19 protein-coding genes, 2 tRNA genes and 2 pseudogenes are annotated in these 23,234 nt (G+C 61.9%); 14 read left to right on the forward strand and 9 right to left on the reverse strand.

All coding sequences use genetic code 11. The features are described 5' to 3' along the window. Nucleotides 1–145: 145 nt before the first annotated feature. The 3 genes from ACN2XU_RS15065 to ACN2XU_RS15075 all read right to left on the reverse strand — a co-directional run bounded on the left by ACN2XU_RS15065 (nucleotide 146) and on the right by ACN2XU_RS15075 (nucleotide 4,026). Nucleotides 146–2,068, reverse strand: a complete 1,923-nt coding sequence (locus ACN2XU_RS15065; protein ID WP_419411280.1) for a beta-galactosidase — start codon at nucleotides 2,066–2,068, stop codon at nucleotides 146–148. A gap of 67 nt (nucleotides 2,069–2,135) precedes the next feature. Beyond that, nucleotides 2,136–3,194, reverse strand: coding sequence for an ABC transporter ATP-binding protein (locus ACN2XU_RS15070; protein WP_419411281.1), 1,059 nt, complete (start codon nucleotides 3,192–3,194; stop codon nucleotides 2,136–2,138). Nucleotides 3,195–3,216: 22 nt separating this feature from the next. Next, a complete protein-coding gene (locus ACN2XU_RS15075; protein ID WP_419411282.1) occupies nucleotides 3,217–4,026 on the reverse strand; it encodes an IclR family transcriptional regulator in 810 nt (269 codons plus the stop codon). A gap of 219 nt (nucleotides 4,027–4,245) precedes the next feature. Here ACN2XU_RS15075 and ACN2XU_RS15080 point away from each other — a divergent pair, with 219 nt between their 5' ends. From ACN2XU_RS15080 to ACN2XU_RS15095, 4 genes are all read left to right on the forward strand, one after another. Then, entirely contained in the window at nucleotides 4,246–5,427 is a 1,182-nt protein-coding gene (locus ACN2XU_RS15080) for an ABC transporter substrate-binding protein (RefSeq protein ID WP_419411413.1), read from the forward strand. A gap of 105 nt (nucleotides 5,428–5,532) precedes the next feature. Continuing rightward, nucleotides 5,533–6,480, forward strand: coding sequence for a carbohydrate ABC transporter permease (locus ACN2XU_RS15085; RefSeq protein WP_419411283.1), 948 nt, complete (start codon nucleotides 5,533–5,535; stop codon nucleotides 6,478–6,480). 1 nt (nucleotide 6,481) lies between these two features. Continuing rightward, complete coding sequence (locus tag ACN2XU_RS15090) at nucleotides 6,482–7,330, forward strand: carbohydrate ABC transporter permease (protein ID WP_419411284.1); 849 nt, start codon at nucleotides 6,482–6,484, stop codon at nucleotides 7,328–7,330. Continuing rightward, nucleotides 7,327–9,411: an alpha-galactosidase gene (locus tag ACN2XU_RS15095; RefSeq protein WP_419411285.1), complete on the forward strand. Its 2,085-nt coding sequence runs from the start codon at nucleotides 7,327–7,329 to the stop codon at nucleotides 9,409–9,411. The genes ACN2XU_RS15090 and ACN2XU_RS15095 overlap by 4 nt, the downstream gene beginning before the upstream one ends. 364 nt (nucleotides 9,412–9,775) lie before the next feature. On the opposite strand, the pseudogene ACN2XU_RS15100 reads toward ACN2XU_RS15095, so the two are convergent. The 3 genes and pseudogenes from ACN2XU_RS15100 to ACN2XU_RS15110 all read right to left on the reverse strand — a co-directional run bounded on the left by ACN2XU_RS15100 (nucleotide 9,776) and on the right by ACN2XU_RS15110 (nucleotide 11,935). Beyond that, nucleotides 9,776–10,813 (reverse strand): annotated as a pseudogene (locus tag ACN2XU_RS15100) (IS5 family transposase). A gap of 180 nt (nucleotides 10,814–10,993) precedes the next feature. After that, nucleotides 10,994–11,284, reverse strand: a pseudogene (locus tag ACN2XU_RS15105) (integrase core domain-containing protein); the annotation flags it as partial. 565 nt (nucleotides 11,285–11,849) lie between these two features. Further along, nucleotides 11,850–11,935, reverse strand: a tRNA-Leu gene (locus ACN2XU_RS15110). Nucleotides 11,936–12,033: 98 nt separating this feature from the next. Here ACN2XU_RS15110 and ACN2XU_RS15115 point away from each other — a divergent pair. Genes ACN2XU_RS15115 through ACN2XU_RS15125 form a run of 3 tightly spaced genes read left to right on the forward strand, consistent with a single transcriptional unit; the run spans nucleotide 12,034 to nucleotide 14,205 of the window. Continuing rightward, the gene (locus ACN2XU_RS15115) at nucleotides 12,034–12,612 is read left to right on the forward strand and encodes a YqaA family protein (protein WP_419411286.1); all 579 of its coding nucleotides are present in this window, start codon (nucleotides 12,034–12,036) and stop codon (nucleotides 12,610–12,612) included. Next, entirely contained in the window at nucleotides 12,609–13,070 is a 462-nt protein-coding gene (locus ACN2XU_RS15120; RefSeq protein ID WP_419411287.1) for a disulfide bond formation protein B, read from the forward strand. Before ACN2XU_RS15115 ends, ACN2XU_RS15120 begins: the two co-directional genes overlap by 4 nt. Before the next feature lie 52 nt (nucleotides 13,071–13,122). Then, a complete protein-coding gene (locus ACN2XU_RS15125) occupies nucleotides 13,123–14,205 on the forward strand; it encodes an AbrB family transcriptional regulator (protein WP_419411288.1) in 1,083 nt (360 codons plus the stop codon). 3 nt (nucleotides 14,206–14,208) lie between these two features. Here the strand turns inward: ACN2XU_RS15125 and ACN2XU_RS15130 are convergent, their stop codons facing one another. The 3 genes from ACN2XU_RS15130 to ACN2XU_RS15140 form a co-directional block, all read right to left on the reverse strand. Beyond that, nucleotides 14,209–16,038: an ABC-F family ATP-binding cassette domain-containing protein gene (locus ACN2XU_RS15130; protein WP_419411289.1), complete on the reverse strand. Its 1,830-nt coding sequence runs from the start codon at nucleotides 16,036–16,038 to the stop codon at nucleotides 14,209–14,211. Nucleotides 16,039–16,202: 164 nt separating this feature from the next. Beyond that, nucleotides 16,203–16,937: a GNAT family N-acetyltransferase gene (locus ACN2XU_RS15135; protein WP_419411290.1), complete on the reverse strand. Its 735-nt coding sequence runs from the start codon at nucleotides 16,935–16,937 to the stop codon at nucleotides 16,203–16,205. Nucleotides 16,938–17,015: 78 nt separating this feature from the next. After that, nucleotides 17,016–17,489 carry an outer membrane protein assembly factor BamE gene (locus ACN2XU_RS15140; protein WP_419411291.1) on the reverse strand — a complete coding sequence of 158 codons (474 nt, stop codon included), beginning with the start codon at nucleotides 17,487–17,489 and terminating at the stop codon, nucleotides 17,016–17,018. A gap of 88 nt (nucleotides 17,490–17,577) precedes the next feature. Between ACN2XU_RS15140 and ACN2XU_RS15145 the strand changes: the two genes are divergently transcribed. The 7 genes from ACN2XU_RS15145 to ACN2XU_RS15175 all read left to right on the forward strand — a co-directional run bounded on the left by ACN2XU_RS15145 (nucleotide 17,578) and on the right by ACN2XU_RS15175 (nucleotide 23,045). After that, nucleotides 17,578–18,141: a YceD family protein gene (locus tag ACN2XU_RS15145; protein WP_419411292.1), complete on the forward strand. Its 564-nt coding sequence runs from the start codon at nucleotides 17,578–17,580 to the stop codon at nucleotides 18,139–18,141. A 170-nt stretch (nucleotides 18,142–18,311) separates the two neighbouring features. Continuing rightward, nucleotides 18,312–18,518 carry a 50S ribosomal protein L32 gene (gene rpmF / locus ACN2XU_RS15150; RefSeq protein WP_386801804.1) on the forward strand — a complete coding sequence of 69 codons (207 nt, stop codon included), beginning with the start codon at nucleotides 18,312–18,314 and terminating at the stop codon, nucleotides 18,516–18,518. Nucleotides 18,519–18,545: 27 nt separating this feature from the next. Beyond that, nucleotides 18,546–19,658, forward strand: a complete 1,113-nt coding sequence (gene plsX, locus ACN2XU_RS15155) for a phosphate acyltransferase PlsX (RefSeq protein ID WP_419411293.1) — start codon at nucleotides 18,546–18,548, stop codon at nucleotides 19,656–19,658. Beyond that, nucleotides 19,655–20,626: a beta-ketoacyl-ACP synthase III gene (locus ACN2XU_RS15160; protein WP_419411294.1), complete on the forward strand. Its 972-nt coding sequence runs from the start codon at nucleotides 19,655–19,657 to the stop codon at nucleotides 20,624–20,626. Before plsX ends, ACN2XU_RS15160 begins: the two co-directional genes overlap by 4 nt. Nucleotides 20,627–20,725: 99 nt before the next feature. After that, a complete protein-coding gene (gene ihfA, locus ACN2XU_RS15165; RefSeq protein ID WP_136441587.1) occupies nucleotides 20,726–21,028 on the forward strand; it encodes an integration host factor subunit alpha in 303 nt (100 codons plus the stop codon). 10 nt (nucleotides 21,029–21,038) lie between these two features. Then, on the forward strand, nucleotides 21,039–22,799 hold the full coding sequence (locus ACN2XU_RS15170) for a MerR family transcriptional regulator (protein WP_419411295.1): 1,761 nt from the start codon (nucleotides 21,039–21,041) through the stop codon (nucleotides 22,797–22,799). Nucleotides 22,800–22,968: 169 nt separating this feature from the next. Further along, nucleotides 22,969–23,045 (forward strand) — tRNA-Pro (locus tag ACN2XU_RS15175). The last annotated feature ends 189 nt before the right edge of the window (nucleotides 23,046–23,234 follow it).

Here is a 23,234-nt window from a genome sequence, read left to right on the forward strand (position 1 = left end):
ATCTGCTCGTCGGTCAGCCAGTAAAGGTCGCTCATGTCACCGCTCCGTTTTTAGAGCCGTGAATCACGCAGCGCTTCGAAAATCAATGCATCCTGACCCTAGTATTTCGGCTGCCTTTACGATGCGCCTCGTGGGGTGTCGGCACCTACGTGCGGACTTCGGGGGTGACGGAAAGGGGCGGTAAAGTCTTGCCATGTGCTTGCTGGGTGTGGGTTCCATAATTGAACCAGAACCGGTGGACGCCAGTGTCGCGGCACCGCACGCTTTCGGGCAAATCGAGCGTCTCAAGCCCGGCGCGGTCGGAGGCCATTGTGATGAGCCGCCGCATTGCATCGCGATCAAGGAAGCCCGCAACATAGATCAGGCTGCCTTGGGCAACCACCACGGCCTGTCCGTCTGTTGTGGTCTCCAAGATCTCGGCACTTGTTTCCAGCACCTCTCGGTAGCTTCGAATGGCGCCACCGAGTTGCAGTGCGACGGGCGTATCAGGTCGCAGGCTCTCGACGTGGGTGACAGTGACATCAAGACCCGGCAAATTCGGTGGCAAAGGCACGGGGATGCGCATGCTGACATCCCGCGCGGCCGCCCGCGGGCCAACCAGCGCGATCGCGCCGCTTGCCGACAATGCGGCTTTCAACTCGTCCGGCATATGCACCAAACCGGGCGCGACAATCAGTTTGTAGCCGTCCAGCGCAGCGGGATCAGGCGGCAGGACATCCACGGAATGACCCGCCCTGCGAAGCGCGCGATACGTCTCGAAGACCAGTTCGAAATAGCTAAGCCCTGCGCAATGCGGCTGGATCGCCCAGGCCCACTCTGCGTCATAGTCGAAAATCAGCGCGACGGGCGCGCGCGAAGGGCTCACCTGCGGGGCAGCGGCCAGTTCGTCCGCGACCTGCCGCACCTCGGCAAGGCCCGGCGCCTCTGCACTGTCCGGGCGCAGCAACCCGGCATGCATCTGCTCCTGCGCCATGGGCGCCTGCCGCCAGCGAAAATAGCATACGGCCTCTGCACCATGGGCAAACGCTTCCCAAGACCAGAGCCGGACCATGCCGGGCAGCGGCGCAGGGTTATGCGGCGCCCAGTTCACCGGCCCCGGCTGTTGTTCCATGATCCACCAACGGCCCCGCCCGACAGCGCGATAGAGATCGTGATGGAACGCCTGAAAATCCGGGTCACCCTGACGGGCATAGGCGCGCTGCTGTTCGACGGTCGCCGGAACACGGTCTTCGAGAAAGCCAAGCGGGTAGCTGTCCCAGGACGCGATATCGAGGTCGGCGCCGACCTTGTAATGGTCGAAATCGGTAACCCGTCCCATGTAGTTGTGCGCAATCGGTGCGCTTGAATGGGCCCGGATGATCTCGACCTGCAGGCGATTGAACGAGACGACCTGATCCGACGAGAAGCGCCGGAAATCGAGCACATGGCTCGGGTTCGGTTCGGTCACGGTCATGTTGGGCAGGTCGATGTCGTCGAAACTGCCGTAGTCCATGGACCAGAAGACATTGCCCCAAGCCTCGTTCAAGGCGTGGATGTCGCCATCGTTCGAAGCCCCGGCATAGCGCGCGCGCAGCCAGCCTTGAAAGGCTTTGCGCGCCGCATCGCTGTACGAGATCGTTGTGTCGTGGCAGCCGTATTCGTTGTCCGTCTGCCAGGCTGCGACGTGTGGGTTCCGGCCATACCGTTCGGCCAGTCGGGTGACGATCCTGGCACACTCTGCCCTGTAGTCTTCGTGGCTGAAACAATAGTGGCGTCGCGACCCGAATTTGCGCGGGCGCCCATCGGCATCCACTGCCAGCATGTCGGGATACCGGTTGATCATCCAGCGTGGCGGCGTCGCGGTGGGCGTGCCCAGCACGACCCGGAGCCCGGCCGCGCCAAGCACGGCGATGGCCTCGTCGAGCCATTCGAATTCATACCGTCCGGGTTCGGGTTCGATCCGCGACCACGCAAACTCTCCGATCCGGACCCAGGTGAGGCCGGCTTCGGCCATGCGGCGCGCGTCGTCTGCCCAGATGTCGCGTGGCCAATGTTCGGGGTAATAGCAGGTTCCGAGGGTGCGTTTCATGTCGTTTGCTCCGATTTCCGAATACCGCGTTTTGCCCTGTTTGCCATGGCGCCGTGGTCTTGCCCTGTCAGCGAATACGGGCTTCGGTGTCCTTGTCGAAAACGAATGCACGACCGGGATCGAAGCTGAGCGATACCCGGCTTCCGGGGGCCGAGCGGTGATCGCCGCGTTCCTCGACGATCAATCGCTCGCCTGTATCGGCGTGGATGTAGTCGTAGGAAACGCCGCCAAGGGCCTCTGTCAGTTCGATCGACATGCCGTCGCCCTCGGTGACGTCGAGATGTTCAGGCCGGATGCCGAGGATCACCTTGGTGCCCTCTGGTGGCAGCTTGACCGGCAGCGCGACCGTGGTCTTGAGCGCAGGAACGTCGACCTTGCCGTCGCCTGTGACGGTGGCATCCAGAAAGTTCATTGCGGGCGATCCGATGAAACCCGCGACGAACTTGTTGTCCGGGTCGCGATACAGGTCAAGGGGCGCCCCGACTTGTTCGATCCTGCCCAGCCGCAGGACCACGATCTTGTCGGCCATGGTCATGGCCTCGACTTGATCGTGGGTCACATAGATCATCGTTGCGCCGATATCCTTGTGCAGCCGCGCGATCTCGACCCGCATCTCGACGCGCAGCTCGGCGTCGAGGTTTGACAGCGGTTCATCGAACAGGAAAACCTCGGGCCCCCGCACGATGGCCCGCCCGATGGCCACGCGCTGGCGCTGTCCCCCGGACAGGGCGGCAGGCTTGCGCTTGAGGAAATCATCCAGCTTCAGGATGCGGCTTGCCTCGGCGACCTTCGAGGCGATCTCGGCCTTCGGGTGACCGGTCATCTTCAGGCCAAACCCCATGTTCTCTTCGACTGTCATGTGGGGATAGAGCGCGTAGGTCTGAAAGACCATGGCCACGCCGCGCTCTGACGGGTCCATGTGGGTCACGTCGCGCTTGCCGATCCCGATACGCCCTTCGGTGGTTTCCTCGAGCCCGGCGACCATACGCATCAGCGTGGACTTGCCGCAGCCCGACGGCCCGACGAAGACGCAGAACTCGCCATCCTCGATCTTCAGGTCGATCCCGTGGATGACCTGCACATTGCCGTATCTCTTGACGACCTTGTTTAGAGTTACACCGGACATCGAAATCCCCCCTTTTTGCGTTCTATCTCGTATTTCGATCCGGGAAACGCCAATCGGCGGCATCGCGGGCAATGTCCGCTGCGGCCTGCTGCATGTCCGGGATATGCGTCTTGAGCTGGGCGAGATCCGTCCGCCGGTCGCCGGAAAAGACACCGATCCCGCCAAGAAGCATCCCGCCGGGAGACAGGATTGGTACGGCCACCGCGATGACACCGGCGACATGCTCGTCGTCTTCGACGGCGTAGCCCTGTTCGCGTGCCCGGCTCAGTTCGGTTCGCAGCGTCTGCGCGTCGGTGATGGTCGATTTGGTCAACGGATGAAAACTTTGCATCGTCAAGGCGTTCTCGCGTGCCTGTTCCGGCAGGCTGGCCAGCATGGCCTTGCCGACTGCGGTGCAATAGGCGGGATAGACCCGGTCGACATCCTGATAGACCCCGGCAATGACATCCGGCGTCCCGCGTTCGAGCGAGACACACTGGCCGCCATCCAGTTTCGACAAATAGGTCGCCAGCCCGATCTTTCGGGCCAGGGCATCCAGATGCGGACGCGCCACCGGAGCGATTTGAAAGTTGCGCCACGCCACCTGTGCAAGCCGCACCAGGCGCACGCCGAGGAAATAGACCCGCCGGTCGGCGTCATAGCTGAGCATGTTCTGGTCGGTCAGGGTTTGGAGAAATCGGTATAGCGTACCCTTCGGGAGACTGCTGGCGGCCTGGATTTCCGAAGCCCGCACCGGCCGACCAAACCGCGCCACGCTGTCGAGAACGTCCAGCGCCTTGACGACAGTGCCAGAGCCATCGGCCTCACGCTGCGGCTTTTTGCTGTCTGCCATCTCCGTGACCTTCCCCCCTGTCCATTTGCTCGAAAATTGCGCGATTGACTCATGTTATCTTTCGGCATACGTCTCAATAAATGGGATGTCAAACTCAATAAATGGACCATCTCGAACAAAGACTGGGAGGATACCGTGAAATCAAGGAAAACAACCGCTTGGATTGCGCTTTGCGCATCCACCTTGCTGGCCGGAACGGCCTTGGCCGAGTCTCATGGCATGGCTTTGTCGGGGGATCTCAGGATCATCTCGGACATGTCGAACCCGGCGCCGCGCGCCGTGATGGAGGGCATGGTCGCCGATTTCGGAGAAATGCATCCCGACCTGAACATCGAACTGACCATCGTCGACCGCGAAGCCTGGAAGACCCAGATCCGCAACGCCCTTGGCGCGAACCCGCCGGACGTGGTGAACTGGTACGCCGCAAACCGGATGCTTCCCTACGTCAATGCCGGACTCTTTGCCGATGTCTCGGAACTTTGGGCGGAACCCGAATTCGAGGCGCTGGCCTCGACCAAGGGCGCGATGACCATTGACGACGCACAATGGGGCGTACCCTACACCTATTATCAGTGGGGCATCTACTACCGTAAGGACATCTTTGACGAGCTGGGGCTGAGCGAGCCCACGACCTGGGAAGAAGAAAAGGCCAACTGTCAGGCCATCCTCGATTCCGGTCGCAAGTGCTACACCATCGGGACCAAGTTCCTTTGGACCGCCGGCGGATGGTTCGATTACATCAACAGCCGCACAAACGGTTATGATTTCCACATGCAACTGGCCCGCGGCGAGATCCCGTGGACCGATGACCGTGTCCGGCAGACCTTTGCCAACTGGCGCGAGCTGATCGACATGGGCGCCTTCATCGACGATCACCAGACCTATTCCTGGCAGGAGGCGCTGCCCTTCATGGTCAACGGTGAGGCTGCCTCCTACCTGATGGGCAACTTCGCCGTGGCGGCGATGCGTGACGGCGGCCTGACCGACGATCAGCTGGACTTCTATCAGTTCCCCAAGATCGCGGATGTCGACTATGCCGAGGACGCGCCGACGGACACCTTCCATATCGCATCGGGCGCGCAGAACATGGACGCTGCCAAGGAGTTCCTGCGGTTTGTCGTGTCGGCCGAGAACCAGACCAAGATCAATGCCGGCGACGCCCTCGGACAACTGCCGGTGAACGCAAATGCAGAAATCGGCGACGACAAGTTCCTGCAGCAAGGTTTCGACATGCTGTCGAACAATGCAGGCGGCGGGATCATGCAGTTCTTCGACCGCGACTTCCCAGCGGAAATGGCCAGCTTCGGCATGGAAGGCCTGCAGGAGTTCATGGTCATTCCGGACAATCTGGACGACATCCTGGCGCGTCTCGAAGACGCCCGTCAGCGCATCTACGAGTGATCTATTCCGGACGGGGGCAGTATTCGGCTGCCCCCGGCTCTCCCCTTTGAACGCCGAACCGCCGCCGTTCTTCACGAAGGTCTGATCTGCATTTAGGGAAGCCCGATGTCCCACGTCACCGTCCCCGATACGCATCCGCCAGCGAAACGCGGATGGTACAAGCGCAACGAAATCGCGGTCACGCCGTTGCTGTTCCTGGCGCCCGCGATCCTGTTCTTTGCGGTCTACGTCATCATCCCGATCGTGCAGAGCTTCTGGATCAGCCTGCACGAATGGGACGGCCTGGGCGAGGCAACCTGGGTCGGCACCGCCAATTACGAGCGCCTGCTGGGCATCGGTGACCAGAACATGGATCGCAAGTTCGAGACTTCGTTCTGGAACAACATCAAATGGCTGTTCCTCTACCTGCTGGCGATCCCCGCCGGTTTGTTCATCGCCCTTTTCCTGAACCAGACTGTTCGGGGCATCCGAATCTACAAGTCGCTGTTCTTCTTTCCCTTTGTCATCAGCCAGGTCGTCGTGGGGCTGGTGTTTTCGTGGTTCTACCTGCCGCGCGAGGGTCTGTTGAACGCCTTGATCGGCGTTTTTGGCTTTGGGCCGGTGAACATTCTGGGCGATCCCTCCTTGGCGACCTACGGCATCATCGCTGCGGGCCTGTGGCCTCAGACGGCCTATTGCATGATCCTCTACCTGACCGGCCTGAACGCCGTCGACCCCGAGCAGGTCGAAGCCGCGCGCCTCGATGGTGCCAAGGGCTGGCGCATGCTGTGGTACGTCATCCTGCCGCAATTGCGCCCCGCGACCTTCATCGCCTTCGTCGTGACGATCATCGGCGCGCTTCGATCCTTTGACCTGATCTCCGTCATGACCAATGGCGGCCCCTTCGGATCGACGCGTGTCCTCAGCTTTTACATGTTCGAGGAATCCCTCTCTGAATTCGGGTTCCGCATGGGGTATGGCGCAGCCATCGCCGTGATCCTTTTCTTCATCATGCTCGGTTTCATCGCCTACTTCCTCTGGTCGATGTACCAGGACGAGAAAGGCGGCCGCTGACATGTTCCCGACACCGATCGAAAAGCGCTCTCGCTCGGCGCAGGTCAGCTATCAGTCGCTCCTGCCGCTGGCCCTGATCCTGTGGCTCCTGCCGCTGCTCGCGGTTGCCAATTTCTCGATCAAACCCGAGTCGGACTTCGTGAACGGCAACTATTGGGGGCTGCCGTCCTCTTTCGACCTGTTCGCCAATTACGGCCGGGTGTTCTTTGAATCGAACATGCCCCGCTACCTGCTGAACTCGCTGCTGATCACGATACCCACGGTGATCGGCGCGGTGGCCCTGTCGGCAATGGCCGGCTTTGCGCTGGGGGTCTACAGATTCAAAGGCAACCTTTTGATCTTCTTCATGTTCATTGCGGGCAACTTCGTTCCCTTCCAGATCTTGATGGTGCCGGTGCGCGATCTGACGATCGACATGAACCTCTATGACACCAAGACCGGATTGATCCTGTTCCACATCGCGTTTCAGACCGGGTTCTGCACGCTGTTCATGCGCAATTTCATCCGCGCCCTGCCCTTTCCGCTGATCGAAGCGGCGCGGGTGGAAGGAGTCGCGGAATGGAAAATATTCTGGTACGTGGTCCTGCCCTTGATGAAACCCGCGCTGGCCGCCCTGGCCGTACTGATCTTCACCTTCATATGGAACGACTATTTCTGGGCCGTGGTGCTGACCCAGGGGCCTGACGCACAGCCGGTCACTGCGGGCATTACCGAGTTCAACAGCCAGTTCCGCGCCGCCTATCACCTGATGAGCGCGGGCTCCATCGTGGCGGCGCTGCCGCCGGTGGCGATGTTCTTCCTGATGCAGAAGCACTTCATCGCCGGCCTGACGCTTGGGGCAGTCAAGTGATCCGATGTTGGCGCCTCGATGACGGTCGGCAGTCGCTCGTCCTTGGTTCCGGCAACGACCGTCTCGCCGAGGTGGTCTATTGGGGATCAAGGCTTCCTGACGCAGAAGACCTCGTGACAATTTACCGGGCAAACGAGATTGATGTCACCGGTGGCATGCTAGACGTCAATCCCGAGCTTTCGGTCTGCCCGGAAGCCGCGCGCAGCTTTCCCGGCCAACCCGGGCTGATCCTGCGCGACGGATCGGGGATGCCGTTCCTGCCCAAGTTCAGGTTTGACAGCGCGGATCAGGGCGAGAACGCGCTGCGGCTGACCTTTCGCGACGCGACACATGGGCTGACCTACGTTGCCTCGTTCCGCATCAACCCGGCCACGCATGTCGTCGAGGCCAAGGCCGAGCTGGAATGCGACAGTCCCATCCACCTGCACTGGCTGTCCGCGCCGGTTTTTCCCGCGCCGCAACTGTCGGACGAGATGATCGACTTTTCCGGGCGTTGGTGCGGCGAGTTCCAGATGAACCGCGTCCCCTGGTCGCCGGGCATGCGCTACCGCGAGAACCGCACCGGTCGCACCGGGCACGAACACTTCCCGGGCCTGATCTTGCCGTGTCGGGGGGCGACCAACGCGGCGGGCGACGTATTTGCGTTCCACTATGGATGGTCGGGCGGGCACCGCATGGTTGCCGAGGAATTGCCCGACGGTCGGCGCCAGATTCAGTTCGGCCATGCCGCGCGTGTCGAGAACAATGCCAAGCAACGCTTCGAGACCGGCGTGCTGTACGCCGTCTATTCCGATGACGGGATCAATGGCTGCGCGGTGGCCTTCCAGCGCCATTTGCGCGACGAGGTCGTGGATTTTCCCTTCCCCGACCGGCCCCGCCCTGTCCACTACAATTGTTGGGAAGCGGTCTACTTCGATCACAACTTGCCCGAACTGAAGGAAATCGCAGCGCTCGCAGCCGAGCTTGGCGCCGAGCGGTTCGTTCTGGACGATGGCTGGTTCGGAAACCGCGACGACGACACCCGCGCCCTGTCGGACTGGGAGGTCGATCCGCGCAAGTATCCCGACGGTCTGGCCCCACTGATCGACCATGTTCATGCGTTGGGCATGACCTTCGGCCTTTGGTTTGAGCCGGAAATGATCAACCCGGACAGCGACATTCACCGCAAGCATCCGGAATGGGCGCTTGGCAGTGAAGACCAGATCCTCGGCCGTCACCAGAAGGCGCTCAACATGGCCCTGCCGGAGGTGCGGGATTTCCTGTTTGACCGCGTTGGCAGGATACTCGGGGAGTACGAGATCGACTACGTCAAATGGGATCATAACCGTGTGCTGCCTCTGCCCGACGCGGCCCAGACACGGGGCTCCTATGACCTGATCGACCGTTTGCGCGCCGCCTTCCCCGCGACCGAGATCGAAAGTTGTGCCTCGGGCGGTGGCCGGATCGATTTCGGTATCCTGAAACGCACCCATCGGGTCTGGCTGTCAGACAGCAACGACGCCATCGAACGGCTCAGGATGCAGCACAATGCCGCGATCTTTCTGCCGATGGCCGTCACCGGCTCACATGTCGGGCCGCGCATTTGCCACACGTCCGGTCGCACCGTTGATATCCGCTTTCGTGCCTGGGTCGCGGCGCAGCGACATATGGGTTTCGAGATGGACCCCCGCGAACTGACGCAGGACGAGGCCCGGATCCTGAAAGAGGTCACAGGGTGGTGGAAGGACAACCGGGACTGGATGGTCCAGGCCGATATCCTGCGCTTGGACAGCCCGGATCCGGCGGTGATCGCCGAACAGCACCTGGCGCAGGGCGGCGGACGATTTGTCGTGTTCGCAGGCAAACAGGATACTTCGAAGCAGATTGCGCCCCGGCCATTGCGCCTGACCCGGCTGACGCGAGACGCCATGTATCGCGTCACCTTGCGGAACCGTGCCGATGCGCCAACGCTTTCGCGCGGCAATCCGCATTTGAAATCCGACAGCATGACCGTCAGTGGAGGCTATCTGATGAGTCACGGCCTGACCCTGCCCTGGAGCTTTCCCGAAACGATGTGGGTGCTCGAAGGCGAACTGGTTTGATCCTGAGATGCTTTGGGGGCCGCCACCGAGCGGCAAGCGCGGCCGGCAGTAGAGCTTCAGTGATGCTCCGATCCAGGCGTGCCTCACGCTGTAGAGTGAAGGGCGAGGGGCGGCCGGGAAAAGATCCTGGGGTATCGTTTCAGCCCTGAACGGGCCAAGCCCCGGGTTGTTCGGAATGCCGCTCCGACGCCTTTCATCTGGCGTGTCTTGGCCCAGCGGTGGGCAGCATCATGATGCTCGACCCGGGCAAGAAGGGCCTGCCCGTCCTTCTTGTGATTCATGATACGGATGTCGGGGTTTACCCGTGCGGTGGCTTTGTTGCGCAAAGGACGTAAAGCCGAAACTGGTCCTTTCCCGGACGCACTTATCCCATGGGCTCCGTGACCGGTATGCCGAGCGCGGTGTAGCCGTTCAGGACGGCGGCGCGGATCTGGAGTTCTGCGACCTGACGATCGAAGTCGCATGCCATGAGGCTCTGCCCCAACGTCTTCACGCAGTGCATCACTGCCCGGCAGGGCATTGCGCAGCAATGTCCCGAGAGGGGTCGTCTCGGCGCGGTTTCGGCGGTGGTATCCGCTCCACTTTCGCCAAATGGCACGGCGAGGTACCTCGATGCGCGAAGGGCCTCGTTCCGGGCGATTGCACCGGCCGTTTAAGGCTTCCACGGCTTGGCGTTCCTGCGCGGTGGCATGACGGCATGGGCGCCGCGGTCGGCGACGGCGTGATGGCATTTGCGCGTGTCATAGGCCCCGCCCGCGGTGACCGAGCCGAGTGGGGATCTGGTCAAGAAGCTCGGGCAGCATGGGCGCGTCACCGATGTTGTTGCCGGTGATTTCGATGGCTCGGATCTCCAGTGTCTGCTCGTCGACGCTCCTCCGGGGATCATGCTACGCATGACCCTGCCGGGCACGGGATGTGGATCTTGCGCAACAGGCGGCGTTTGGTGCCACCATGCTTGCGCGCATGCCACTCGCCTTCGTTCGCGGCCTTGATGCCGGTGCTGTCCACTGCCCGGCAGGGTATTGCGCAGCAATGCCCGAGAGGGGATCAGCAAGTTCAGCGGCCCCTTCGAGCCGCGGTAAGGAATGGTCATGTCCAGGGTCTTCTGCCGACGGCTCAGAGTGCTGAAATCTCGCACCGTTCAGTCGAGGCCGACCAGGCGCAACAGGCTCTTCACGAATCCGTTCGACTGCCGGAGCGCCATGCCGAAGAGGACCTTCATCGTCAGGCATGTCTGGATCGCGGCGTCGCTATACTGCGTCTGTCGGCCTCGCTTGCCGGTCTCCGGCACCCACGCCATGTCCGGATCGAACCAGATGGTGAGGGAGCCACGCTGCTTCAGCGCTTCGTTGTAGGCCGGCCAGTTCCTGGTCTTGTAGCTCGGCGGGATGGGTCTGCTCATGCAGAGCAGCGACCAAGCTGGATTCACGACGTGAATCCTTCACCCAGCCTTTGCGCAAGAAGGCCTCTCCTCGCTATCATTGACCTGCACCCCGAGGCTCCTCATTCGTAACACGAGTCTGTGGGTCTGTGCTCTGCTCCCGCACCTCGGACCACCGGATGCTGGAGTTTACCGGCTCGGTCATGGCGACGGGCTGGTTGGGCCGCCGGGATAATGCAGGGCGATCGGGACGTGATATCCGATTGCGCTGTGAGGTCGGTCTTGGTTGTAGTGCCTACGCCAAGTCTTCAGTTTTTCTTGCGCATCCGCACGGCTCATGAACCAGTGCGCATTCAGGCACTCATACCGAAGCTTGCTGTTGAACGCCTGAATGAAGCCGTTGTCGATGGATTTTCCCGGGCGTGAGAAATCGAGAGTGCCATCGTTGGCATAGACCCACAGATCGCGCTCGCGGGAGATGGATTCGCTGCCAGAGCACGTCTCAAAGAAGAGCTGTTTTGAGGTTATGGCCACGCGCGCAGCAACCAAATGGCCCAGCGTGTGGCCATAAACGGTCTCAGTCTCAGGTCTCAAAAGTGGATTTGCTGAACCACACTGCTAAGAAGACCGGCTATGAGGATGAGAAGGGAGTGCAGACGTTTGAGACCTACGCGCCTGACTTCCTGCGCTCCTACGTCAAACCCCTGCCCCACCGTGGCGAAGACCTTCTGGCAAAGCACCTTACCGCCCCCAAGGGCTACGACGCTTTGAAGAAGGCTTTCCGGTCTTGGCGCTACAGCCAAGCCCTACGTCCTGCACGGTCTGCGGAAGTTGGCGATTATCAAGCTGGCCGAGGCCGGGGCGACAGACGCGGAAATGCGGTCTGTCAACGGGTAGTCTGCGTAAACGGTGGCCAATTATCGGACCAAGGCAAACCGGAAGGTATTGAGCCGAGCGGGACAAACGCGCCGGAAATAGAACATGAACGGAGCAAGATGCAGGGATTCACATGGGGTAATCACTGCGGAGAATGACCACCGAACATCGGTCAAGTCATTGGTACCCAAGGCCGGACTCGAACCGGCACGTCCGTTAGGACGGGGGATTTTGAATCCCCTGCGTCTACCATTCCGCCACTTGGGCATGGGCGGTGGTTTAGCGTCCCTCTCTTCCCGCGTAAAGAGGGATTGCACAGCCCCGACCTGCATGGTTTGACACACCCAACGTATTAAGGAATGCCCATGCTGCGTGGATTATACGATTGGACCATGGCCAAGGCCGAACACCCGAAGGCGCTTTGGTTCCTGGCCTTTATCGCTTTCATCGAATCCTCGGTCTTTCCGATCCCGCCGGACATCATCCTGATCCCGATGATTCTCGCGGCACCGCGCAAAGCCTGGCTCTATGCCGGGGTGGCGACGCTGTTCTCGGTGCTCGGCGGGATGCTCGGCTATGCCATCGGCTTCTTCTTCTTCGAAACCATCGGCCAGCCGCTCCTGTCCGCGATGGGCAAGGCCGACGCCATGGCGGAGTTCAACACACGCTTTAACGGTGTCGGCTTCTGGGCTGTGTTGATCGCGGGCATCACGCCCTTCCCGTACAAGGTCATCACGATCATGTCCGGATGGACCGCCATGCCGCTGGCCACCTTTGTGACCACATCGATCATCGCCCGGGCGCTGCGGTTCTTCCTGATCGCCGCGCTGCTGCGCAAATTCGGCGCACCAATTCGTGATTTCATCGAACGGTATCTGGGGCTTGTCTTCATTGCCTTTGTCGTGGTCCTTCTCGGGGGCTTTTTCCTTGTGAGGTATCTATGAGCCGCAAACTGCTGATCCTGCTCGCCGCCGGTGGCTCAGCCGCCTTGATGCTCGGCGCCCTTGGCTTCCAGTTCATTGGCGAGATGCCCCCGTGCAAGCTGTGCTATTGGCAACGCTACGGCCACGTCCTCGCCATCGTCGCCGGTGGCCTTGCGCTCTGGCGTCCGGTCATGCCGCTGATCGGACTCGGGGCGCTCGGCGCGCTCAGCTCCTCCGCCATTGGCCTCTACCATGCCGGCGTCGAGCAAAAATGGTGGGAAGGCCCGAACAGCTGCACCTCCGGCTCCATCGCCGGGCTGACGCCCGAAGAGCTCCTGCAGAAGATCACCGATGCGCCGCTGGTGCGCTGTGATGAAATCCCGTGGGAGATGCTGGGCCTGTCGATGGCCGGTTGGAACGCGCTGATTTCCCTCGCGCTTGGCCTTCTTTGGATCATGGCGGCCCGGACAAAAGCCTGAGCTTTGTCAATCCGCGATTGATCCATGCTCGGACCACATGTATGACGATGTCATGCATTTTTCCGAGGGTGCGCCGCGCACCGTTCTCATCACCGCGCTATTGCTGGGATACGGTGCCTGCGGCGGCTGGCTCGCTGCGATGGCGCAGTTTCCGATGCCGTGGATGCTCGGAAGCTTGCTGACAGCCGGCAGCCTCGTTCTGCTGATCAAGCCCAAGGGATTGGAAACCTACAGTTTCCCGCTGCGCTTCCGCACCATGTTTATCGCGATGATCGGCGTTATGATCGGCTCGCAGCTTGAACCGAGCTTTATCGAGCTTGCCTCCGATCTGACGCTGACCATCAGCATGCTGGCGGTGTTCGTCGTGATGGCGCACAGCGGCAATGCGCTGATTTTCCGCCGCGTCGGCGGCTATGACCGCGCCACGGCTTTCTATGCGGCAACGCCCGGCGGCCTGATGGAGAGCATTTTGCTGGGCGAAAGCTCCGGCGCTGATATCAAGGTGCTCACCGCACAGCAGTTCCTGCGGATCATCTTTGTCATCACCCTGCTGCCGCTTGGTCTGTCGCTTTGGCTCGGGCACCCTGTGGGCAGCGCGGCGGGGCTGAGCCTTGGCGGTGCACCGGACACGCCGCTCTCCCTGTCGGAACTGGCTCTGATCGCCGCAACCGGTCTCGCCGGCCTCGGCATCGCCGCGGTCACCCGCTTGCCTGCGGGGCATCTCACCGGTCCGCTTCTGCTCGCCGCGGCGCTCTCCGTGGCGGGCCTTCTCGACGTGCATGTGCCCTATTGGATGATCTCTGCGGCACAGGTGGTGATTGGCGTGAGCCTTGGCCTGCGGTTCAACGGCATGAGCGCCAGGCTTCTGCGCAATTGCGCGGGGCTGTCGCTGCTTTCCGTGTTGTTCATGCTGACCCTGGGCAGCACCTTTGCCATGGTCCTGCATCTGGCGACGGATTTGCCGTTCCTGCACCTTTTCATCAGCTACGCCCCCGGCGGGGTGACCGAAATGTCGGTGATCGCGCTCAGCCTGGCGGCCAATCCGGCCTTCGTCAGCCTGCACCACGTGGTGCGCATCCTGATGACGGTGATCGAACTGACGACACTGTCACGGCTGCTCGGGCTCAGAGCCTGATCCTCAGCCCTCTTCGTCCCGCGCCGCCAGATCAAGCCAGTCTTCCTCGGCCTTGGCCAAGGCCGCCTGCCGTTCAACCAACGCTTCGGTCGCCTTCTGGAATTTCACCGGTTCCTTGGCGAAAAGCTCCGGATCGGCCATGAAGGTTTCGAGCTTGGCGATCTCGGCGCTTAGACGGTCGATCTGCGCCGGCAGCGCGTCCAGACGGTGCTTCTCGGTGTAGCTCAGACCGGACTTCGACGGTGCCTCTGCCGGCGCTTTTGCCTTGGCGTCCGCTGCGCCCTGCCCCTTGGTGGGGCGCGCCTTGACCTCCGGCGCTTCGGCCGCACGCTTCTGTGTCTGATAGTCGCTCCAGCCACCCGCATAAACAACAACGCGCCCCGCGCCTTCCATGGCGATGGTCTGCGTTGCCACACGGTCCAGGAAATCCCGATCGTGGCTCACCAACAGAACGGTGCCATCGTAATCGTCCAGCAATTCCTGCAACAAATCCAGCGTCTCGACATCAAGATCGTTCGTCGGCTCGTCCAGTACCAGCAGGTTGGATTCGCGCGCCATGATCTTGGCCAGCAAGAGCCGCGCCTTCTCCCCGCCAGACAGCGACCGCACCGGCGCGCGCATCTGCCGCTCGTCGAACAGAAACTCCTTGAGATAACCCACGACGTGCTTGGGCACACCGCGCACCATGACCTGATCGGACTGTCCCGAAACCCGCATGTCCGGATCGGTAGTCATGTTATCCCAGAGCGAGGCATCGAGGTCCAATCGCGCACGATTCTGGTCGAATACTGCCGGAACAAGATTGGTTCCGAGCTTGATTTGCCCTGAATCCGGCGCGATCTCCCCCATCAAAATCTTGAGCAAGGTCGTCTTGCCCACACCGTTCGGCCCGACAAAGGCAACACGGTCGCCGCGCTGCACTGTCAGCTCCAGCCCTTTGACAATGGTTTTGTCGCCAAAGGCATGGGTGATGTCCCGGGCCTCGACGACCTTCTTGCCAGACTTCGGCCCACTGGCCAGATCCATCGCCGCCTGCCCCTGGCGCCGGATCTGACTGGCGCGTTCGCCACGCATATCCTGCAAACGGCGCACCCGGCCCTGGTTGCGCTTGCGTCGCGCACTGATGCCCTCCACGGCCCATCGTGCCTCCGACTTGATCTTGCGATCCAGCTTGTGACGCTGCGTGTCCTCGTCTTCCCAGATCTTGTCTCGCCAGGCTTCGAAGGTGCCAAAGCCGGTCTCCTGCCGCCGCACCGCCCCACGATCGATCCAGAGCGTCGCTCGCGTCAGCTCAGTCAGAAAGCGCCGGTCGTGCGAGATCAGCACAAATGCGGATCGCGTCGTCTTGAGCTCATCCTCCAGCCACTGGATCGCCTCGATATCGAGATGGTTTGTCGGCTCGTCGAGCAGCATCAATTCCGGCTCTTCAGCCATCAGCTTGGCCAGCGCCGCGCGCCGCCGCTCTCCCCCCGAAGCGGTTGCCACCAATCTGTTCGGATCGAATTTCAGCCCCTCGCTCGCCCGCTCCACCCGGTAAAGCTCAGACGGCTCAAGCGCCGACATGGCAAAATCGCCAAGCGTCTCGAATCCCGACAGGTCCGGCTCCTGCTCCATATATCCAACAGAGGTCCCCGTCGGCACCACCCGCTCGCCTTTATCGGCCTCCACGAATCCAGCCATGACCTTCATCAGCGTGGACTTGCCCGATCCGTTGCGTCCGACCAGCGCCACGCGGTCGCCCGGTTGCACATTGAGAGACAAATCATGGAAAACAGGCTCTCCGCCAAAAGTCAGAGAGATGTCGGTGAGTTGGAGAAGCGGTGCAATAGCCATATGCGCCAGCTAGGCAAGGCGCGTGACAAGGTCAATCCCCCTTGGTGGCAACGCGCCGCTCCCCTGCTTCTTCTCTGTATAAATATCCAGACATCGCGCCCGAAGGGCGCGCCGGTCGGGCTGCGAAGCAGGCCGAAACCTTTTGCATCCCATCAAATCCGTCCCTACCCAACCACCGCCCGCAGCAATTTCTTGCGCGCGGGCGGGATGGCGGCGATCTCGACACCGGTAAAGACATGCAGCGTGTTCATCTGATCATCCACCACCGCATGATCCGACACCCATCCCCCCATCATCAGATAGGTGCGCAGAAGCGGCGGCATCCGGCTCATGGCTGCCCGCAGATCGGGCTTGCGCCGCAGCCGCTCTGCAAAGCGGAACACTCTCGGCGCCTTGACCCGCGGCAGCCATCGGCGGGGCCCAAGATGGCGATCCCTGAGCACCGCGAATGCGTCGTAATACTCCCGCGCATCGGTTCCGGCAAAGGAGGTGCAGCCAAAAAGCATCTCGACGCAGGTGTCATCCACATAGGCCGTCATCGCGCCCCAGGCCACACGCAGGATATCGGGTTCCGTGCAATCGGGATGCAGACAGAAGCGGCCCATCTCGACCATCCGTCCCTCGAATCCCTCTAGGCTCGACAACTCGTAGAATTGCGCTGAATAACTGCGCGAGATTTCCCGGCCATTGGCGATCGGCAAAAAGCGGAAACAGCAGACAAGCGCGCCGCTGCGGGTATCTTCGATCAGCATGTGATCGCACAGCGCGTCAAAGGAATCACGATCCACGCCGGGCCGCGCGCGCCGAAACGCAAGCCCGCGCAGCGCCTGCGCCGCCCGCACATCCTCCGGCGTGGACGCAAGACGTGCCCGGTAGCGGCCCTTCTTGATCTCGATCATGCGATCCATCCTCCACGCCACACCCGGCACAGGCGCTCATGGAGGTCGCAAATCATCATGACGTCAAGATGACGCGTTTCAGGAGTTGCCGAGATCGCCGAGGTTCAGCGCGCCGATGTTGCCAAAGAGCTTGCGCACGAAGCTGATATCGCCATCGCTGGTGCGTGTCACACGCCGCGACAACGGCACGACCCGCCCGTCTTCGAGACCATAGGTGGTGATATTATTCACCACGCCGGCCTCATCGAAGGAAATTTCGAGAATCGTCCGGTCGATGACTTCGGGGCGTTTCCATGCCAGATGCTTCACTTCGCTCTGAATATAATAGTAACCCGTGTCGCGCTGTACGCCGGAGGTGGTTGGGACACCGATCAGATCCTCGACCGAGGCGCGGGTATCCACGCCGGGCACGATTTGCTGCAACTCGTCTTCCGGCGGAACAAACCCGTGCAAACGATACTGCGCCGTACAGGCACTCATCGCCGCGATTGCCAGAACGGCAACGGCGACTCTTGCCCTTGCCTTTGTCACTCGCCCAAAATCGCGTCGCATCCCACACCTCTTGCCTTGCCCGTTAAGGCCACCTAATTCCGATTACAGAAGGACGCCTCTGCATTCAAGCCAAGGAAATCCCGACCTTATGAGCAAATCCGTCACCGAGACCCTCCGTTTGCGCGTATCCGAGCTGCGCCAGCGTCGCGAAACGCCATTCCTGCTTGAGCCGGGCGCGGACACCCGCGCCGCAATTGCCGGGACCATCGGCGCCGAAGCCGTCAAGAAACTTCGGTTCGAAGGCACCCTTGCCCCGCGCGGCAAATATGGCTGGGAGCTGCGGGCGACCCTCGGCGCGACCGCCGTTCAGCCCTGCATCGTCACCCTGGAGCCGGTCACCACCCGGATCGACACAGAGGTGCTGCGCCGTTTCGTGCCCGAAGATCAGATGGCCGCCACCGTCGAGGCCGGGGAAGAAACCGAAATGCCCGAGGACGACAGCCTGGAGCCGCTTGGCGATGTCATCGACCTCGACGCGGTGATGACAGAGGCGCTCTCGCTCGCCCTGCCCAGCTATCCGCGCAAGGACGATGCCGACCTCGGCGAGGCGGTCTTTACCGAAGATGGCACCGAGCCGTTGAAAGACGCGGATCTCAAGCCGTTTGCCGGTCTCGCAGCCTTGCGCGACAAAATGCAGGGCACCGACGAATAATTCGCGCTGTGCGATCCAGAATCGCCTTGCTCTTTTGAGCTTTGTGCGTATTTTCGCGCCTTCACGACAAATGTTCCTTGTGCTGGCCTGCAGCTTCGCTTTAAGAGGCCGGACACGAATGCAAATCACCGGGCAGCTTGTCTGCCCCGCTACCAGATAGAGGTTGAGACATGGCCGTCCAACAGAACAAGGTATCGAAATCGCGCCGCAACAACCGCCGCGCCCACGATGCTCTGACCGCTGCGAACCCCAACGAATGTGACAACTGCGGCGAGCTCAAGCGCCCGCACCACGTCTGCCCGTCCTGCGGTCACTATGCAGAGCGCGAAGTCGTCGCAATGGCCGACGAAATCGAGCTGGACGAAGACGCGGCGTAAATCATAACGACTCAAGGCCCTTCCTCCATGAGCTCCTTGAAGGATCACACGCAGGCAGGGTCTGAACGGGTCGTTATTTCGGTCGACGCGATGGGCGGAGACAGCGGACCGGCAACCGTGGTTGCCGGCATTTCGCATTCTGCGGAAAAGAACCCGCGTCTGCATTTCCTGTTGCACGGACCGAAAGCCGAGTTGGAAAAGCTCGTCGCCAAGCGCCAGGTGCTTGCCGGGCGGTGCGAAATCCGGGACGCCGACGGAATCGTCAGCATGGAAGATAAGCCCAGCCAGGTCATGCGCCATGGCAAGGGCACGTCCATGTGGTCCACCCTTGAAGCCGTGCGCAACAAGGAAGCCGAGGTCGCCGTATCCTGCGGCAACACCGGCGCGCTCATGGCTTTGTCGATGGTCCGGCTGCGCAAGCTGCCGGGCGTCGACCGTCCGGCGATTGCCATTCTGTGGCCATCGCGCAACCCGCAGGGGTTCAACGTCATGCTCGACGTTGGCGCCGACGTGCGTGCCGATGCGCGTGATCTTCTGCAATATGCGCTGATGGGCGCTTCCTACGCCCGCAACGGGCTTGAACTCACGCGCCCGCGCATCGGTTTGCTGAATGTCGGCACCGAAACGCACAAGGGCGGCGCCGAGCTCAAGGAAGCCTTCGAGCTGATCCAGAACCACGCCGAATCCGGGGGGTTCGACTTCGTTGGCTTTGTCGAAGGCGGCGACATTCCGGGCAACCGCTGCGATGTGATCGTCACGGACGGCTTTACCGGAAACATCGCCCTCAAGACAGGCGAAGGCACGGCGAGCCTGATCGGCGAATTGCTGCGCGAAGCCTTTGCCTACTCGCCGCTGTCACGGCTTGCGTCGCTTCTGGCCCTGACCTCGCTGCGCCGCCTGAAAAAGCGGATCGACCCGCGCCGCGTGAATGGCGGCGTGTTTCTTGGTCTCAACGGGACAGTCGTGAAATCCCACGGCGGCGCCGATGAGACCGGCGTATCGGCGGCTGTGAAACTGGCCTTCGAACTTGCCGACAGCGGCTTCAGCGATCGGCTGGCTGCACGGGTTGCCTCTACGGCAAAGCGTGCGCAGGATGGCGACACAGAAGGCGACGGACAAAAGGACAGCAAAGCATCATGACCACCCGTGCCGTTGTCATTGGCGCAGGCCACTACCTGCCCGAACGAGTCGTCGAGAACGCGGAATTCGAAAAATCGCTCGACACCTCCGACGAATGGATCCGCTCGCGCTCCGGCATCGAACGCCGCCATTTCGCCGCCGAAGGTCAGACCACCTCTGATCTGGCCTGCCGGGCGGCGCGCGCCGCGATTGCCGATGCCGGGCTTGAGGCCAATGATATCGACGCCATCGTGCTCGCCACCTCCACCGCCGATTTCACCTTCCCCTCCGCCGCCACCATGGTGCAAGCCGAGCTTGGCATGACGAAAGGGTTTGCCTTCGACGTTCAGGCGGTCTGTGCCGGGTTCATCTATGCCCTGACCAACGCCAACGCCCTGATTGTCTCCGGTCAGGCCAGGCGGGTTCTGGTCATCGGCGCCGAAACCTTCAGCCGGATCATGGACTGGACCGACCGCGGCACCTGTGTCCTTTTCGGCGATGGCGCCGGGGCGATCATCCTCGAAGCACAGGACGGAGACGGCACCAACGCCGATCGCGGGATTCTGTCGACTGATCTCAACAGCGACGGGCGCTACCGGGACATTCTTTATGTCGACGGCGGCGTCTCCACCCAAACGACCGGCTTCCTGCGGATGCAAGGCAAGGAAGTCTTCCGTCATGCGGTGGAAAAGCTCGCCGCAACGGCCACGGCGGCGCTCGAAAAGATCGCGATGCCGTCCGAGGAAATCGACTGGATTGTGCCCCATCAGGCCAACATCCGGATTATCAAAGGCACCGCCAAGAAGCTCGGGCTGTCGATGGACAACGTCATCGTGACGGTTCAGGACCACGGCAATACCTCCGCAGCATCGATTCCCCTCGCGCTCTCCGTGGGCCGCCAGCGCGGACAGATTCGCGAAGGGGATGTGCTCGTCACAGAGGCAATCGGCGGTGGATTGGCCTGGGGTGCGGTGGTTCTGCGCTGGTAATCCGTTTTCAGGCTGCCTGAAAACGTTAATGCAAGTCGTTGATATTGACTTGTGTTTTGCCATGCGCCTATCCTGCTTCAAACCTCGGGAGGGACCAAGATGAGTGACAAGACGCTGACCCGAATGGATCTGAGCGAAGCCGTGTTCCAGGAAGTGGGGCTCTCGCGTAACGAGAGTTCGGAACTGGTCGAGTCGGTCCTGCAAATGATGTCCGATGCGCTTGTAGCCGGCGAGCAGGTGAAGATTTCCTCTTTCGGGACCTTCTCGGTCCGCGAGAAGGCAGCGCGCATCGGGCGTAATCCGAAAACCGGCGAAGAGGTGCCGATTCAGCCGCGCCGCGTGCTGACCTTCCGGCCCTCGCATCTGATGAAAGAACAGGTCGCCGCCGGTAACAAGCGCTGAGGACGAACGCATGGCGAAATCCCGCGACGCCTTCCGGACCATTTCGGAAGTGGCGGATTGGCTGGACACGCCGGCCCATGTTCTGCGGTTCTGGGAAAGCAAGTTCACGCAGGTAAAACCGGTCAAGCGCGCCGGCGGGCGACGCTATTACCGTCCCGCTGACATGGAGTTGCTCGGCGGGATCAAAAAGCTGTTGCACGACGATGGCCTGACCATCAAGGGCGTGCAGAAAGTCCTTCGGGAGCAAGGGGTTCGTCATGTTTCCTCACTCTCGGAAAAGCGCGCGGACATGGTCGACGATGGCGCGGACCTGATCGAGGACGCCCCCTACATCGAGGTTGAATCCGAACCCCTCGCCGACACGGTTGTCGCTTTCAACCGCGAAAAGCCGAGTGATCTGTTCGACGGGCAAGCCTCCGATGGCACGCCGGCAACACCTGCTGACCAGGCGCCGCCATCAGCGGACCCGATCCCGGAATACAACGCCGCCGCCGAGGCGGAGGTTGAACGCGCATTGGACGCTATGGAAAAAGCCTCCGACGCCGCAGAGGCGGAGATCGCCGCCGAAGCAGACCAGGAGGCGGCGCAGGACGCGCCCGCAGAGCAGCCGACCACGGCAAGTGACGCGGCGCCCGACGCACCGTCCGCGCCTTCTGAACCCGACCACAGCGAGCTGGTACAGCCTGAGGTTGAAAGCGCCCCTGTCGCGACGAGCGAATCGCCGGAGCCAGAGATGCCGGACGAAGCGGCTGTCGAAACCGCTCCAACGGTGCCTGAGCAAGACTATGCGCTCGAAGAAACCGCGGAACCGGAGAAAATCCAGACGGATCGTCCGGCGCAAGACGAGATCACAGCCGGGCCTGCCGCGGCGTCACAGCCCGCAGCCGACAGCGCGCCCGCGCCCGCACAGCCGACGCAGCCCGCGCCAGCGCAAGCCGCGCCGGAGGTCGATACGCCGGCACCTGCTGATCGCCCCGCTCCACAGCCGACGGTCGACGATCCGACTCCGGCCTCGCCTGAACCCGCTGCGCTGGCACCGTCGTCCGGTCCCTCGGAACCCGAGGTGGGAGAGGATCCTGTCGCGCCGCCGAATTCACAGCGCGAGGCGACCCCCGCTACGCCGGTTTCGCAGCATCCTGCGCAGCGCCCCTCGGCTGAGCAGATCGACGCACCCATCGAAACAACGGTCGAGCCGGAGATCACGCAGAGCGATGCGCCGGTTGAAGCCGCGCCGGACGGGCCGCTTTCACTCGAAGAGACGCCCGTCGCAGAATCGCCGGACGCCATTGCAGATGATCCGGTCGAAGCCGCGCCGGACCCGGAGGCCCCCACCCAAGGCGCGCAAGCCGCACAGGAACCGGAGCCTAGGGCGTTCGACGCTGCGCCCGAATCTGGCCCGGACCACGCCACGGCGGATCAGACCGCGAGCGCCGACCCAGAGCCGGAACAACAGTCGGAACCGGAGGCAGACCCTGCCGACGTCACGCCACCCTCTGAACCGATCGAAACCGAAGCGGAAGACGTCTCCGAGCCGATTGCGGCGGAGTCAGATCTGGCCTCTTTGTTGCCGAAGGGTGTCACGACTCGCCCGCTGACATTGCCCGACTTCGAAGAGATCGACATTCCGGACGTTGTCCCGGCGCCGGCTCAACCCGGTCCACTGGCGTATATCGACGGTGCCACCGCGCTGCCGGAGGCGCACAAGATCGCGCTCACCGCACTGCTTCCGCGCCTCCGCGCCATAGCGGAAAGGCCGTCGCAAACGAACTGATCCTCGGGCCACGGTTTTTTTTCAGATCGGGGGTTGCCCCTGCCCGGAAAACTAGTAATACGGCCTCACTCAAGCGTTTCGATACGCTTCTGCCTCGGCCCATCGGACCCCCATCCAACCGCGCCGATCAGAGCTTTGGACCATTGCGGTCCTGTCGAAACACTGTCGTCGGGCTATGGCGCAGTCTGGTAGCGCGTCCGTCTGGGGGACGGAAGGTCGCAGGTTCGAGTCCTGCTAGCCCGACCAATTCCACCACCAGCATTCGACATGACTGCGGCCCCGGCAATACGGGTTGTGCGGCTCTGTTCTGATCTTTGAATTCTCCGGCACGAAGCGACGCTGCATCGGTGCTATTCCGCCGAAACTTTTGCCGAAATTCAACCCTTCGTTGACCTGCCAACAAACTGACGTACCTACTGTAATTTCGGATCGGGA

Origin of the sequence: Pacificoceanicola niger (assembly GCF_048553275.1) — a bacterium.
GTDB lineage: Bacteria > Pseudomonadota > Alphaproteobacteria > Rhodobacterales > Rhodobacteraceae > Pacificoceanicola.

Coding starts and splice junctions, on each gene's coding strand:
- ACN2XU_RS15065 (WP_419411280.1), bottom strand. CDS start 2,068: ATGAAACGCACCCTCGGAACCTGCTATTACCCCGAACATTGGCCACGC.
- ACN2XU_RS15070 (WP_419411281.1), bottom strand. CDS start 3,194: ATGTCCGGTGTAACTCTAAACAAGGTCGTCAAGAGATACGGCAATGTG.
- ACN2XU_RS15075 (WP_419411282.1), bottom strand. CDS start 4,026: ATGGCAGACAGCAAAAAGCCGCAGCGTGAGGCCGATGGCTCTGGCACT.
- ACN2XU_RS15080 (WP_419411413.1), top strand. CDS start 4,246: ATGGCTTTGTCGGGGGATCTCAGGATCATCTCGGACATGTCGAACCCG.
- ACN2XU_RS15085 (WP_419411283.1), top strand. CDS start 5,533: ATGTCCCACGTCACCGTCCCCGATACGCATCCGCCAGCGAAACGCGGA.
- ACN2XU_RS15090 (WP_419411284.1), top strand. CDS start 6,482: ATGTTCCCGACACCGATCGAAAAGCGCTCTCGCTCGGCGCAGGTCAGC.
- ACN2XU_RS15115 (WP_419411286.1), top strand. CDS start 12,034: ATGCTGCGTGGATTATACGATTGGACCATGGCCAAGGCCGAACACCCG.
- ACN2XU_RS15120 (WP_419411287.1), top strand. CDS start 12,609: ATGAGCCGCAAACTGCTGATCCTGCTCGCCGCCGGTGGCTCAGCCGCC.
- ACN2XU_RS15125 (WP_419411288.1), top strand. CDS start 13,123: ATGCATTTTTCCGAGGGTGCGCCGCGCACCGTTCTCATCACCGCGCTA.
- ACN2XU_RS15130 (WP_419411289.1), bottom strand. CDS start 16,038: ATGGCTATTGCACCGCTTCTCCAACTCACCGACATCTCTCTGACTTTT.
- ACN2XU_RS15135 (WP_419411290.1), bottom strand. CDS start 16,937: ATGATCGAGATCAAGAAGGGCCGCTACCGGGCACGTCTTGCGTCCACG.
- ACN2XU_RS15140 (WP_419411291.1), bottom strand. CDS start 17,489: ATGCGACGCGATTTTGGGCGAGTGACAAAGGCAAGGGCAAGAGTCGCC.
- ACN2XU_RS15145 (WP_419411292.1), top strand. CDS start 17,578: ATGAGCAAATCCGTCACCGAGACCCTCCGTTTGCGCGTATCCGAGCTG.
- rpmF (WP_386801804.1), top strand. CDS start 18,312: ATGGCCGTCCAACAGAACAAGGTATCGAAATCGCGCCGCAACAACCGC.
- plsX (WP_419411293.1), top strand. CDS start 18,546: ATGAGCTCCTTGAAGGATCACACGCAGGCAGGGTCTGAACGGGTCGTT.
- ACN2XU_RS15160 (WP_419411294.1), top strand. CDS start 19,655: ATGACCACCCGTGCCGTTGTCATTGGCGCAGGCCACTACCTGCCCGAA.
- ihfA (WP_136441587.1), top strand. CDS start 20,726: ATGAGTGACAAGACGCTGACCCGAATGGATCTGAGCGAAGCCGTGTTC.
- ACN2XU_RS15170 (WP_419411295.1), top strand. CDS start 21,039: ATGGCGAAATCCCGCGACGCCTTCCGGACCATTTCGGAAGTGGCGGAT.